The sequence below is a fragment of the Luteimonas dalianensis genome (assembly GCF_049339425.1).
Classification (GTDB): Bacteria; Pseudomonadota; Gammaproteobacteria; order Xanthomonadales; family Xanthomonadaceae; genus Luteimonas; species Luteimonas dalianensis.
This window is the reverse complement of the sequence record NZ_JBMPPO010000008.1, coordinates 40,138-54,333: the sequence shown is the minus strand read 5'-3', so window position 1 is coordinate 54,333 and position 14,196 is coordinate 40,138. Positions and strand designations below refer to the sequence as shown.

Below are 14,196 nucleotides of genomic sequence, written 5' to 3'. Positions count from 1 at the left end.
CGCCCTACGACAACTCCCGCAGGGCGGCGAGCTCCTCTTCACTGAACCCCGCAGCCGCCCGCGCATCCACGTTGAATGGCCCGTGCAGCACGGCCCGCGCGTACTCCGCCAGCAGCTCGCGGAACTTCGGATCGGGCGCGATCCCCGCCCGCTCGCAGTGCCAGTGGAACCAGCGGCTCCCGGCGGCCACGTGGCTCACCTCCTCCTCCAGGATCACCTCCAGCACCGCCGCCGTGTCCGCATCGCCCACCGCGCGCAGCTTCACGATCATCCCCGGCGTCACGTCCAGCCCGCGCGCCTCCAGCACCCGCGGCACCAGCGCCATCCGCGCCATGCCGTCGTGCGCCGTCTTCTCGCACACCTCCCACAGCCCGTTGTGGGCGTCGAAATCGCCGTAATCGTGGCCCAGCGCCCGCAGCCGCTCGCGCAGCATCAGGAAGTGCCGCGCCTCGTCGTCCGCGATCCGCACCCAGTCCGCGTAGAAGTCCGCCGGCATGCCGCGGAACCGGTACGCCGCATCCCACGCCAGATCCACCGCGTTCAGCTCGATATGCGCGATCGCATGGATGAACGCCGCCCGCCCCTCATCCGTACCCAGGCCGCGCCTGGGAAGCTCGCGCGGATGCACCATCCGCGGCCTCGGCGGCCGCCCGGGCATGCGGATCGGTTCGGGCGGAGGCGCCTCACCGGGTACCGGCAGCGCGCCGTCGGCAAACGCCGCCGCAAACCGCCGGGTCAGCGCGATCTTGTCGTCGACATCAGCCGCATCCAGGCACGCACGCGCCGCCTCGAACAGCGTCGCCGGCCCCGCCTGCGCGCTCACAGCGCCAGGCGGCGCTGGCGCTTGGCCTCGTCCGAGCGCAGCCGCTTCAGCTCGTCGAAATAGTCCGGTTCCACCCCGGTCACGTACTCGCCGCTGAAGCACGACGAGTCGAACCGCATGCCCGGGAACTTGGGCCCGGCCACCGCCAGCTCCAGGTCTTCCAGGTCCTGGTACACCAGCCAGTCGCAGCCGATCATGCGCTCGATCTCCGCCTCGCTGCGCTCGTGCGCGATCAGCTCCTCGGGCGTGGGCATGTCAATGCCGTAGATGTTCGGGAAGCGCACCGGCGGCGCCGCCGAGGCCAGGTACACCTTGCGCGCACCGGCATCGCGCGCCATCTGCACGATCTGGTGCGAGGTGGTGCCGCGCACGATCGAATCGTCCACCAGCAGCACCACCCGGTTGCGGAATTCCAGCGGGATCGGGTTGAGCTTGCGCCGCACCGACTTCTTCCGCTCGCCCTGCCCCGGCATGATGAAGGTGCGCCCGACATAGCGGTTCTTGATGAAGCCCTCGCGGTACTTCACTCCCAGCACCTGGGCCAGTTCCAGCGCCGAATCACGCGAGGTGTCGGGGATCGGGATCACCACGTCGATGTCGTGATCGGGCCGCTCGCGCAGGATCTTCTCGCCCAGGGTCACGCCCATGCGCATGCGCGCCTTGTGCACCGAGATGTTCTCGATCATCGAGTCCGGCCGCGCGAAGTACACGTACTCGAAGATGCACGGGGTCAGCGCGCCCGGCTCGGCGCACTGGCGGTGATACAGCTCGCCACGGACGGTGACCACCACGCCCTCGCCCGGCGCCACGTCGCGCAGGCGCTCGAAGCCCAGGATGTCCAGCGCCACCGACTCGGAGGCCACCGCGTACTCGGTTCCCGCCTCGGTGACCTTGCGTCCCAGCACCAGCGGGCGGATGCCGTTGGGATCGCGGAACGCCACCAGGCCCAGCCCCAGCACCACCGCCACCGCCGCGTATCCGCCACGCGAGCGCCGGTGCACGCCCTCGATGGCGCGGAACGCGGACTCGGGCCCCAGCTCGCGCTCGCGATCCAGCTCGTGCGCGAACACGTTGAGCAGCACCTCCGAATCCGACTGGGTGTTGACGTTGCGCCGATCCTGCTCGAACACCTCGCGCCGCAGCGCATCGGTATTGATAAGGTTGCCGTTGTGCGCCAGCGCGATGCCGAACGGCGAGTTGACGTAGAACGGCTGCGCCTCGTCGATGCCCTCGCTGCCCGCGGTCGGGTAGCGGCAGTGGCCGATCCCCATCCGCCCCTGCAGCAGCTGCATGCTGCGCTCGTCGAACACGTCGCGCACCAGGCCGTTGCCCTTGTCCACCCGCAGCGAGGTGCCCGAGGCGGTGGCGATGCCCGCCGCGTCCTGGCCACGGTGCTGGAGGACGGTGAGCCCGTCATACAGCGCTGGTGCGACTTCAGTGGTTCCGACGATGCCGATGATGCCGCACATGGAAGGTCTGCCCGGATGCTGGAGGATAAGGAAACCGGCCCGGCTGCCAGCAGGCGACCGGGCCTGGAAGGGTCACTCAGGGGTGCGAGCGCACCATGCCGTCGATCTGCGTCCGGCCCTGGATCTGCGTCTTGAGCTGCTCGGCCTCGGCGCGACTCACCACCGGCCCGGCCTTGACCCGCGTGAGCACGCCCCGGTCGGTCTGTACGGTGTCGGTGAACGCGGTGAAGCCGAGCCCGCGCAGGCGGTCGCGCATGGCGGTGGCATCAGCGGCATTGGAGAACGCGCCCAGCTGCACCACGAAGCCCACGTCGGCGGCCGCTGCGGGAGCCGCGGGCGCGGGCGGCGGCGCCGGAGGCTCGGCGGCGGCTGTCCGCGCGGGTTCCGGCGCGCTGGGCTGCCGGGCCGGCTGCGCGTCCGCCGCCACCACCGTTGCGTTGTTGGGGCCGACCTGCGCGGCGCGCACGCGCACCGCCTCGGCCTGGGCGCGGCTGGCGTAGGCGCCGATGTTCACCCGCCACACGTCCTTGCCCGCCACCTGGGCGCGGGCGCTGCTGGCCGGGAAGCCTTCGCGCTTCAGGCGCTCGACCACGGTGTCCGCATTGGCGCGGTCGCCGTAGCTGCCAAAGCGCACCAGGTAGTCGCCGCCGGCGGTGGTGGCCGGAAGGGCCTGCTCCGGCTCGGGCTCCGGCGCGGTTTCGGCAGCTGCCGCCGCGGCTTCGCCGGGTTCGCCCGAGCCCGCGACCTGATCGTGCTCCTGTCCCGCGCCTGCCAGCTGCGCCGCATCGGGATTGCGGGCATCGGCGGTATCGACCGTCGGCAACGACCCGTCTGCCGACACGCCCCCGTCACGGGGCCGGGCACCCAGCCCCAGCGCACCCTCGTCCGGACGCGGACGCGGCGCCACCAACGGCAGGTCGCGGGTCACGGTGCCTGAAGCGGCCGGCTGCTCGGGCAGATCCAGCGACAGATCCGATACGCCGCTGTCCGGCGCGGGCCCCTTGACCAGCATGGGCAGGAAGATCACCGCGAGCGCGACCAGCACGGCCGCGCCGATCAGGCGTTGTTTCAGTCGTGGATCCATCGGCATCGTCAGCAGCGGGGGCCCGGCGATTATACGCGCCGCCCAAGGCCGGCTTCTTAATGCCGCCCCTGCAGCAGGCCGAGCGCCGCGGCCGCGGTGTGGAACGAGCCCAGCACCAGGATCCGGTCGCCGTCCGCCGACGCGGCACGCACCGCCTCCAGGGCCTCGGCGACGCCCGCATGGCGCGTGGCCGGCGCCGCCGCGGTTCCGGCCAGGCGCTCGCCCAGGGCGTCGGCATCCAGCCCCCGCGGCACCTGCTCCAGCCCCGCCAGGTGCCATGCGTGCACCTGGCCGACCAGCGCATCCACCACGCCCGCCACGTCCTTGTCCGCCAAGGCCGCCAGCACCGCGCGCGTGCACCCGGCCGCCGGCATGGACGCCAGCCACGCCGACACCTCGCGCGCGGCCTGCGGGTTGTGGCCGACGTCGACCACCACTTCCACCCCGTCCAGGTCGAACGGCTGCAGCCGCCCGGGCACCCGCGCCGCAGCAACGCCGCGGGCGATGGCCTCATCGGACACCTGCGCGTCCAGCGCGCGCAGGGCGGCGATGGCGCTGGCCGCGTTGCGCACCTGCACCGGCCCGCGCAGCGACGGGTAGGGCAGCTCGATCTCATGGCCGACCTCGCGCCAGCGCCAGCGGGCAGCGTCAACCGGCTCGAAGAAGAAGTCGCAGCCGGCCCGGATCGCGGACGCGCCGATGGTGTAAGCGTGGCGCAGCACGCTGGCCGGCGGATCGTCCTCGCCCAGCACCAGCGGCTTCCAGGCCCGGGCAACGCCGGCCTTTTCCACGCCGATCGCCTCGCGGTCGTCGCCCAGCCAGTCGCTGTGATCCAGGTCGACCGTGGTCACCACCGCCACGTCGGGATCGACGATGTTGGTCGCATCCAGCCGCCCGCCCAGGCCGACCTCCAGCACCACCAGCTCCAGCGGCTGGCGCGCGAACAGCCACAGCGCCGCCAGGGTGCCGTACTCGAAATAGGTCAGCGAGACCGCGTCGCCCGCCGCGCGCGCCGCCTCCACCGCTTCGAAAGCCTCGACCAGCGCGCCGTCGTCCACGGGAGCGCCGTCGATGCGCACCCGCTCGCCGTAGTCGAACAGGTGCGGCGAGGTGTAGGCCCCGGTGCGCCAGCCCTGCTCGCGCGCGATCGCCTCGATGAAGGCCACCGTGGAGCCCTTGCCGTTGGTGCCGGCCACGGTGATCACCTGGCGCGCGGGGCGCGGCAGCTGCAGGCGTTCGGCCACCCGGCGCACCCGCTCCAGGCCCATGTCGATGGCCTTGGGGTGGCGGCCCTCGATCCAGGCCAGCCACTGGGCGAGATCGCGCTTCACAGCGCCCGGTGCACGGCCTCGCCGAACAGCGGGGTGTGGTGGGCGCAGTCGTTCAGGCGCACCACTTCCAGCTGCTCCACGCTGTCGCCTTCAAGCAGGTTGAGCGTCGTGGGCGCCTGGCGGAACGTCCACAGGCGCGAGAACGGGATGCCGAGCACCCGGCACAGGATCACCCGGTTGACGGCGTCATGGGCGACGACCAGCAGGGTCTCGTCCGCAGCCAGTCCTTCGCTGGCGCGCACCAGCGCCGACCACGAACGGTCGAACACGTCCTGCAGCGACTCGCCGCCATCGGGCATGCGCACGCTGTCGGGTGCCTCGCGCCAGGCGCGCAGGCGCTCCGGGTCGCGCTCGTGGATCTCGCTGGCCAGCAGGCCTTCCCAGCTGCCGTGGTTGATCTCCTGCAGGCCGGGATCGATCTGCAGCATTTCGGCGCGGCCGGACCCCAGCGCGAGCTCGGCCGTGCACCGGGCGCGCGACAGCGGCGAGGCCACCGCGCGGTCGATCCGCACATTTTCAAGCCGCCGCCCCAGCGAGACCGCCTGCGCCTCGCCCACCGGCGAGAGGGCGATGTCTTCCTGGCCCTGGTAGCGGCCGGCAGCGTTCCACGGGGTCTCGCCGTGGCGTGCAAGCAGGATCCTCATCGCCGTGCTCCGTCAGCGCCGCATCTGCGGCAGGTCGAGTTCCTCCAGTAGCTCGGGCGCCGGGTACGCCTCCTGCATCACCCAGCGCATGTAGCGCTGGTCGACCGAGATGGTGCGGGTCATGTCGGCGTCGAACACCCAGTTGGAACTCACCGACTCCCAGTTCATGTCGAACAGCAGGCCCACCAGGCGGCCGTCGCCGTCGAGCACCGGCGAACCGGAGTTGCCGCCGGTCACGTCCAGGTCGGACAGGAAGTTCACCGGCACAGAGCGCAGCTTGCGGTCGGCCAGGCCGCCGTGGCGCTTGTCCGCGATCGCGTCCAGCAGCGGCTGCGGCGCCTGGAACGGATCCTCGCCGGTGGCCTTGTCGGCGATCTCCTCCAGCCGGGTGAACGGCCGGTGGCGGGTGCCGTCCAGGCCGCGGTAGCCGGTGACGTTGCCGAAGGTGATGCGCAGCGAGGAGTTGGCATCCGGGTACACGTGCTCGCCGCGGCTGCGGCGGTAATCCGCCACCGCCTGCAGGAAGGCCGGGCGCGCCTGCAGGATCCGGCCCGCATGCGCCTTGCGCGCCATCTCCTGCTCGATCACGCCCGGGGTCACCGCCACCGCGTAGCGAATGGCCGGATCATCGCTGGCCTCGAACATCCCGCGGTCAGCCGTCAGCCAGGTCGTGCGCCCGTCGGCGTTGGCCAGGCCGGTGCCGGCAAGCTGCTCCAGGGCCGCTTCCACCGCCGCCTCGTCGTCACCGCCCAGCCATTCGTCGATCGCCGCCACCCGCTGTTCGGCCGGCAGCGCCAGGTACTGCTGCAGCCAGTAGCGCTGCAGAATCGTGTCCATGTCCGGGTGGTAGCGGCGATCCATCTGCGCCACCGCGCCGGCGATCTGCGGCTGGTCGCGCTGCTGGTAGCCGGGCTCGCGGTCCGGGTCGGGGCGGGTGCGCTCGATCGCGTTGCGGTACAGGCGCATCGCCAGCCCCACCGTGCCCAGCCGGTGCAGCTGGCCCAGGATCAGGTCGCGCTCGCGGGTGGTACTGGCCTCGCCGGCGATCTCCAACAGCTCGGCATAGGCGTCCAGCGCCGGGCGGCCGGCCTCGCCCTGGGCCTCCAGCCACTCCAGCACCGCGGCCTCCTCGGCACTCTTGCGCCCGGCTGCGTCGATGCGGGCGAAGCCTTCCAGCTGGCCGTCGTAGTTCTTGGAGGTGTTGCGCCAGCCGCCCATGGTGGCGGCGTAGCGCACCCCGATCTCGGGGTTTTCGCGCCCCTCGGCCTCGACCAGGTCGATCAGCGCCTTGTAATGCCGGCTGATGATCGGATACGTCCACTGCTCGGTCTGTTCGAACTCGGCCACCAGCGCATAGCGGTTGGTGCGCCCGGGGTAGCCCGCGGCCATGACGAAGTCGCCGTCGCGCAGCGGCCGGTCGGAGAACTTCAGCCAGTGCGTCGGCTCGTAGGGCACGTTGGCCTCGTCGTGATCGGCCGGCTTGCCGTCCGGGCCGACGTAGGCGCGGTAGAAGGCGAAGTCGCCGGTGTGGCGCGGCCACATCCAGTTGTCGACTTCGCCGCCGAAGTTGCCGATCCCGCCCGGCGGCGCGTACACCAGGCGCACGTCGCGGATCTCGACGTTGCGGAACATCCGGTATTCGTTGCCGCCGGAGAAGCTGTACAGGCGGCAGCGATAGCCGTCCTCGTGCTCGCAGTCGGCCACCAGGCGCTTTTCGATGAACTCCAGCGCGCGGGCGCGGCCGATCGGATCGGGCGCGGCGTCGATCGCTCCGTGCACCTGGGCGGTGACGTCGCGGATGGAATCGAGCACAAAGATCCGCGCGTTGGGGCCGGCGCTCAGCTCGCCATCGCGCTGCGGGGCATAGAACCCGGAATGCATGAGGTTGTCTTCCGGGGTGGAGTTGAGCTGGATCGCGCCGTAGGCGCAGTGGTGGTTGGTCGCCACCAGGCCGCCCGGGGAGACGAAGCTGGCCGTGCAACCGCCCAGCGACACCACCGCGCCCATCGGGTCGCCGGTCAGGTCGGCCAGCTGCTCCGGGGCCAGCCGCAGCCCGGCTTCGCGCAGCGGCCCCGCGATCTCGGGCAGCTGCTGGGGCACCCACATGCCCTCGCCCGCCTGGGCGGGAGCGGGAGCGCCTGTGGCGGCGGCGGCCAGTGCCAGGGTGGCCAGGAAGGCAGGGATCGGGGCGTTACGCATGCGGCAGTCCAGTCGGGGCAACAGCCGGCGAGTTTACCCCGCCGCGCGGCCCGCGCCCCGGCCGGCAGCGGGCTGCCATGCGACCTCGCCGCGTATAATCAGCGGCACGTTCGCAGATGGAAGACCGCCCGATGGGCCAGCCCAGCCAGATCCCCACCACCATGCGCGCGCTGGTCAAGCGCGAGGCCGCCAAGGGCATGTGGATGGAAGAAGTCCCGGTGCCCGCGCCGGGGCCCAACGAGGTGCTGATCCGGGTTGAAAAGGCCGCAATCTGCGGCACCGACCTGCACATCTACCTGTGGGACGAGTGGAGCCAGCGCACCATCAGGCCCGGCCTGGTGGTGGGCCACGAATTCGTCGGCCGCGTCGCCGCGCTTGGCCCGGGCGTGGGCGGCTACGAAGTCGGCCAGCGGGTCTCGGCCGAAGGCCACCTGGTGTGCGGGCACTGCCGCAACTGCCGCGCCGGCAAGCAGCACCTGTGCCCCAACACGGTGGGCATCGGCGTTGCCCGCGACGGCGCCTTCGCCGACTACGTGGTGATGCCGGCCAGCAACCTGTGGCCGATCCCCGACCAGATCCCGAGCGAGCTGGCGGCGTTCTTCGACCCCTACGGCAACGCGGCGCACTGCGCGCTGGAGTTCGACGTGGTCGGCGAGGACGTGCTGATCACCGGCGCCGGCCCGATCGGGGTCATGGCCGCCGGCATCTGCAAGCACATCGGCGCGCGCAACGTGGTGGTCACCGACGTCAACGACTACCGCCTCAAGCTGGCCGCCGACATGGGCGCCACCCGGGTGGTCAACGTGACCAATGCCTCGGTAAAGGAAGTGATGGCCGACCTGCACCTGGAAGGCTTCGACGTGGGCCTGGAGATGAGCGGCAACCCGCACGCCTTCAACGACATGCTCGACTGCATGTACCACGGCGGCAAGGTCGCGCTGCTGGGCATCCTGCCCAAGGGCGCGGGCATCGACTGGGATCGCATCATCTTCAAGGGCCTGACCGTGCAGGGCATCTACGGCCGGCGCATGTACGAGACCTGGTACAAGATGACCCAGCTGGTGCTGGGCGGCTTCCCGCTGCACAAGATCCTCAGCCACCAGCTGCCGGCCGACGAGTTCCAGAAGGGCTTTGACCTGATGGAAGCGGGCAAGTGTGGCAAGGTGGTGCTCAACTGGAATTGAGGGCTCCCCGCATGCCGACCACCTCGCAGCGTCTCCTGTCGATCCTCGCTGTGGCCGTGATGCTCGCCGGCTGCCGCGGCGGGGATCCGTCCCCGTCCAGCCAGCAGGCCGATGTTCCGGACGGCGCAGCCGCAGCCGTGATCACGGTCGATCCGACGCCGCTGGCCAGCATGCGCCAGGCCGGGGCCGATGAGCTGCCCGACGCTTCGCGCGCTGTCCTGATGGACATGCGTATCGACGCCAAGGCCCGGACCGCGGATCCGGACGGACGCACCAGCGAAGCCGTGTCGGCGGCGCTTGGAAGCCAGGCAACCATCGTCGGAAGCCTGGACGGTGCCTTCACCCGCCCCCGCTCAAGGGAGCAGGCGCATCTTGCGGACACGGCCGACGGCAGCCGCTGGATCGTGATCCTGGGTGGGCAGGAGCCGCTGCGCATGGATGGCGAAGGCGTACGCTACCTGCTCGCCTCGCCGGATATCGACGGCAACGGCAGCAATGAGCTGGTACTGCGCGTGGACACCAGCCAGGAGGGCGTCGTCGAGACCGACCTGACGGTCTTGACCTTCGACGGTGACCAGGCCGCCACCGTTGCCCGATTCGAGGGCGCGCGCGTGGATGGCTGTGCAAGCGCGGACCCGCACCTGCGGGCCCATCGCATCGAATACGGCCGCCCGGCAAGCGGCAGTGACTGGCCCGAGTTTGTTTCCATTGGCTCGCAGAGCGAGTGCGTGGACGGCGCAGCACCGGATTTCGACGGCTACGTGGGCGCGGAACAGCCGCTGTAACCCCAACCGGGGCGGCGGCCCGGAGGGCGTTTTCCACAGGACAATCTAGGGAACACCCTGAATTGTTTCCAGGCCCGCATCAGGGAAGACTTGGCATACCCCTTGCGCGGAAGCTGCCCAGTGGTCAATCCCCTTACCCCCGATCTGCGTTACAGCCCCTATATCGCCCAGCCCACCTGGCAGCCCACGCGGCAGCCAGCTGCAGAGCCCCGTACCGTGGAGGTTCAGGCCCAGCGCGGCGAATCGCTTGAGAGCCTGGGACAGCGCTACGGCATCAGCTCCGGACGCATGGAAGAGGCGAATCCGGACCTGCCCGCTGCCAGCGACCCGCTGGAAGAGGGGGACACGGTTCAGGTGCCGATCGACCAAGAGGACGGCGATTCAGCCAGCACCCATACGGTGGAACAGGGCGAGACGCTGGACGACATCGCCAGCCATCACGACACTGACGCCGAGAGCCTCGCCGAAGCCAACGGCCTGGACCCGGACAATCCGGCCCTGGACGTGGGCACCGAGCTCATCATCCCCCACCCCGCCGCGCTGACAGCCGATGAACAGGCCCTGCTCGAGGGCATCGAAGGCGCCGACAATCTCACCGCCGCCGAAGCGCGCGAGCTGATCGACCAGGTCGAGGCGCTCGGCAGCGGCGACATGTCCGAGAAGCTCGAAGCGCTCGGCAAGCTCGCCAAGAACCTGTCCGCGGATGACGTGCGCGCACTGCTGGAACAGGCCGGGATCTCCGATGAGACCCTCACGCGCATTGCCGACAGCGCCGACGCACTTTCCGCCCTGTCCCAGCTCATCGATGCGGGAACCTCCCCGGTGGATCGCGCTGCCGCCGCGCTGACCCTGCTCGACAAGGTCGGCGACGTACTCGGCAGCGGTGCCTCCGAATTCTTCGAGCAGCACCTGTCCCAGCTCCCCAACGCCGCCGGCATCCTGAGCGGCATCGACACGCTGCTCGACCCCGACGCCTCGGCCGCCGACAAGGCGGAGGCCGCACTTTCCATCGCCACTTCGCTGCAGTCGGCGCTGGGTGACCAGTTCCCGCAGCTGGCCAATCGCCTGCGCGCGCTGGACTCGATCACCGGCACGCTGTCGGCGGCGATCACCCTGCTCGATCCCGACGCATCACTCACGGACAAGGCCCAGGCGGCCGCCCAGCTCTACGCCAACGTACCGGATGTGGCTGGCGACGTGGAGCGCATCCAGGAGCTGATCCGCGGCGGCAGCATCCCCGACGCCGACGCCATTGCCGAAGAGGTGGGCAAGCTGCCCGGCGGCGACCTCATCCCCGACTCCCTGCGCGGCAAGCTCTCACCGGAGCTGGTGGAAAACCTGACTCCGGAGCAGGCCAGCGACATCGCACGCCTGGCGGCTGCCGGCGAGGATGTGGCCAGCGAGCTGGGCACGGTGCTGGGCAACCTGCGCAACCCCGAAGCGCTGGACAACCTGCTCAGTGCGCTGGATGGCAAGTCGGCGGAGTCCGCGGCGGCCACCCTCAAGGCAATCGGCAGCCTGGGTCCGGACGTGGCCGACGATCTGCTTACGTCCACCATCAACGGTCGCCCCGCGGCGGAGGTGCTGGCCGAGCTGGTTGACGGGATGCCCGCCGACGCACGCGGCCAGCTGGGCAAACTGCTCAAGGAGTTCGACGCCGACACCGCGATCCGGATCCTGGGCGTGGCGGACACCGCCGGCGCCGGCGCGTTCGGAGACCTGCTCAAGGCCCTGGACGGAGTGGACGTCGACAGCCGCCTGCTCGGGCGGATGATCAACGACTCGATGAACCTGCTCGGGGCGATGGACATCCGCATCACCGCGGCGGTGGCCGGAAGCCTGCTGCGCAACCTCGCCAAGCTGATCCCGGTTGCCGGCGCGATCCCCGCTGGGATCGACAGCTATCGCTTCACCCAGATCTCAACCGATACCAGCCTGCCGCCGGAGCTGCGCTACCTGGCCCTGCAGGGCGGCAAGGCCAACGCCGTTGACGCGCTGGCAAGCATCATCGAAGCCTTCGGCGTCACCATTCCCTTCACCACTGCCGGCTCGGTGCTGATCGGCGTTTCCAGCCTGGTGCTCGACGTGGTGCTGGAGCAGGAGATCACCAACTACCGTCAGGATCCGGACGGTTGGGAGGCTCCAGGCTATGTGGATGCCGCGATCGCCGGCACGCTGCTGACCGGGCCACAGGCATTCACCGAGCTGATGCTGATCTTCGAGCCCGAAGGCGCGGTGGAGAAGAGCGAGGACCTGATCAACGGCGGCGTCGACCTCACCGCGGAGAGCACCGCACGCCTGGGCGAGCTGCAGGCGGAAGTATTCGGCGACGGCATGTCGCTGACCGCCGACGGGCTGCACCTGCTGGCCGACATCATCCGCGACCCGAGCATCCTGGGCGACGCCGCCGAAACCCTGGTGCAGGAGGCGATCGAACAGCTCAACGCCGTCGCCGAGGGCGTTGGCGAACTGGCGGAGCTGGCCCGCGAGCAGCTCACCGGCATCATCAACGACCTCAAGGAGCTGGGCGAAAAGGGGATCGAGACCCTGGCCTGGATCGCCAGCAATCCCGGCGAAGCGGCCGAACTGGCCGCACAGGCGCTGGGCGACATGGTTGAACAGGGCCTTGAAATGGCGACCGATGCAGGCCGCCGGATCGCCGAGACCGCCATGGCGGCACTCGAGACCGCGCATGACGCGCTGCTGCAGCTGGGCGAATCCGCACTGGAGACCCTGGACGCGGTCGGCGACAGGATCGATCAGGTTCTGCAGGGCGCCCTTGAACTGGGCCAGCGCGGCCTGGAGTTCGTTGGCTGGGTCGCCAACAACCCGGGTGAGGCAGCGGCACTGGCCCGTGACGTCCTGGTGGACGTCATTTCCGAGGCCGGCGACCTTGCCATCGCCGCCTACGACCAGCTCCTGGAGATCGGCGAGAGCGCGGCGGCACTGGCCGACGTGGCCATTGCCCGCCTGGCCGAGGCCGGCGAAGCGGCGGTGGACACCCTGGTGTACATCGTCGAGAACCCGATCGAATCCGCCACCGCCGTGCGCGATGCTGCCCTGGAGGCGCTGGGCAACCTCGCCGAGGGCATCGGGGACGCGGCCGAGCGCGCCACCGAGGCTCTGGTCAGCTTCGTCGACCAGGGCGTCGAATCGGCCAAGTCGGTGGTGTCCAACCTGCTGACCGAAGGCGGGGAAGCCGCGAGCCGCATCATCGAGGCGTGGGGCACCGAACTGTCCGATGGAGCCAAGGAGATCATCGACGGCCTGGCCGACCTGGGTGACGCCGGCATGGAAGCCCTCGGCAAGCTGGCAGATGCGGGCATCGGCTTCGCCCAGGACGTCGTGGGCAAGCTGGCCGATGCCGGCGAATGGGTCTGGGAGAATACCTGGGGCCGGGTGTTCTGATCAGCGCACATGCCGGCCGACGGGTTTTCCGCGGCCGGCTAGAATGGTGGCCTCCCTCATCGCCATGCCGCCATGTCCCTGACAGAACGCTACAACGAAACCCTCGCCGAGATCCGCGACGCCGGCCTGTTCAAGTCCGAGCGCATCATCACCGGCCCGCAGTCGGCCGAGATCACGCTCGAGGACGGGCGCACGGTGCTGAACTTCTGCGCCAACAACTACCTGGGCCTGGCCGACCATCCGGACCTGATCCAGGCGGCGAAGGACGCGCTGGATTCGCACGGCTTCGGGCTGGCCTCGGTGCGCTTCATCTGCGGCACCCAGAACCTGCACAAGGAGCTGGAGAAGACGATCTCGGACTTCTTCAGCAAGCAGGACACCATTCTCTACGCGGCCTGCTTCGACGCCAACGGCGGCCTGTTCGAGCCGCTGCTGGGGCCGGAGGACGCGATCATCTCCGACGCCCTCAATCACGCCTCGATCATCGACGGCGTGCGCCTGTGCAAGGCCAGGCGCTACCGCTACGCCAACTGCGACATGGCCGACCTGGAGGCGCAGCTCAAGCAGGCCAGGGCCGACGGCGCGCGCACGATCATGATCACCACCGACGGCGTGTTCTCGATGGATGGCTTCATCGCCCCGCTCGACCAGATCACCGCGCTGGCTGAAAAATACGACGCGCTGGTGCACATCGACGAGTGCCACGCCACCGGCTTCATCGGCGCCACGGGACGCGGTTCGGCCGAGGTCAAGGGCGTGCTGGAGAAGATCGACATCATCACCGGCACCCTGGGCAAGGCCATGGGCGGTGCCATCGGCGGCTTCACCACCGCCAGCGCCGAGGTGATCGAGATGCTGCGCCAGCGCTCGCGGCCCTACCTGTTCTCCAACTCGCTGCCGCCGCACGTGGTGGCCGCGGGCACCAAGGCATTCCAGATGCTGGATGCCGCCGGCCAGCTGCGCACGCGGCTGGCGGAGAACACCGCCTACTTCCGCGAGCGCATGACCGAAGCCGGCTTCGACCTCAAGCCGGGCGAGCATCCGATCGTGCCGGTGATGCTGTACGACGCGCCGCTGGCGCAGCGCTTCGCCGAGCGCCTGCTCGAGGAAGGCATCTACGCGATCGGGTTCTTCTTCCCGGTGGTGCCCCAGGGGCAGGCCCGGATCCGCACCCAGATGAGCGCGGCGCATACCCGCGAGCACCTGGACCACGCGATCGATGCTTTCACCCGGATCGGCCGCGAGCTGGGCGTCATCGCCGCCTGAGGC

The 14,196-nt window shown here is 70.1% G+C and carries 10 protein-coding genes; 4 read left to right on the top strand and 6 right to left on the bottom strand.

Translation table 11 applies throughout. The annotated features are described in order from the left end of the window. Positions 1–4: 4 nt before the first annotated feature. The 6 genes from ACOZ90_RS12380 to ACOZ90_RS12355 form a co-directional block, all read right to left on the bottom strand. Positions 5–823, bottom strand: a complete 819-nt coding sequence (locus ACOZ90_RS12380; RefSeq protein ID WP_422893958.1) for a ferritin-like domain-containing protein — start codon at positions 821–823, stop codon at positions 5–7. After that, positions 820–2,292: an amidophosphoribosyltransferase gene (gene purF / locus ACOZ90_RS12375; protein ID WP_422893957.1), complete on the bottom strand. Its 1,473-nt coding sequence runs from the start codon at positions 2,290–2,292 to the stop codon at positions 820–822. The genes ACOZ90_RS12380 and purF overlap by 4 nt, the downstream gene beginning before the upstream one ends. 76 nt (positions 2,293–2,368) lie before the next feature. Further along, a complete protein-coding gene (locus ACOZ90_RS12370; protein WP_422893956.1) occupies positions 2,369–3,376 on the bottom strand; it encodes an SPOR domain-containing protein in 1,008 nt (335 codons plus the stop codon). Between the two features lie 56 nt (positions 3,377–3,432). Continuing rightward, positions 3,433–4,707: a bifunctional tetrahydrofolate synthase/dihydrofolate synthase gene (gene folC / locus ACOZ90_RS12365; protein ID WP_422893955.1), complete on the bottom strand. Its 1,275-nt coding sequence runs from the start codon at positions 4,705–4,707 to the stop codon at positions 3,433–3,435. After that, on the bottom strand, positions 4,704–5,351 hold the full coding sequence (locus ACOZ90_RS12360; protein ID WP_422893954.1) for a histidine phosphatase family protein: 648 nt from the start codon (positions 5,349–5,351) through the stop codon (positions 4,704–4,706). Before ACOZ90_RS12360 ends, folC begins: the two co-directional genes overlap by 4 nt. A gap of 12 nt (positions 5,352–5,363) precedes the next feature. After that, positions 5,364–7,550 carry a S46 family peptidase gene (locus ACOZ90_RS12355; RefSeq protein WP_422893953.1) on the bottom strand — a complete coding sequence of 729 codons (2,187 nt, stop codon included), beginning with the start codon at positions 7,548–7,550 and terminating at the stop codon, positions 5,364–5,366. Positions 7,551–7,699: 149 nt separating this feature from the next. Between ACOZ90_RS12355 and tdh the strand changes: the two genes are divergently transcribed. From tdh to kbl, 4 genes are all read left to right on the top strand, one after another. Further along, positions 7,700–8,734 (top strand): L-threonine 3-dehydrogenase, encoded by a 1,035-nt coding sequence (gene tdh, locus ACOZ90_RS12350; RefSeq protein ID WP_422894114.1) that lies wholly within the window; start codon positions 7,700–7,702, stop codon positions 8,732–8,734. 11 nt (positions 8,735–8,745) lie between these two features. Next, positions 8,746–9,519 (top strand): hypothetical protein, encoded by a 774-nt coding sequence (locus ACOZ90_RS12345; protein ID WP_422893952.1) that lies wholly within the window; start codon positions 8,746–8,748, stop codon positions 9,517–9,519. 120 nt (positions 9,520–9,639) lie between these two features. Then, positions 9,640–12,927 carry a LysM peptidoglycan-binding domain-containing protein gene (locus tag ACOZ90_RS12340; protein WP_422893951.1) on the top strand — a complete coding sequence of 1,096 codons (3,288 nt, stop codon included), beginning with the start codon at positions 9,640–9,642 and terminating at the stop codon, positions 12,925–12,927. A 72-nt stretch (positions 12,928–12,999) separates the two neighbouring features. Next, positions 13,000–14,193, top strand: a complete 1,194-nt coding sequence (gene kbl / locus ACOZ90_RS12335) for a glycine C-acetyltransferase (protein ID WP_422893950.1) — start codon at positions 13,000–13,002, stop codon at positions 14,191–14,193. Positions 14,194–14,196 lie beyond the last annotated feature (3 nt).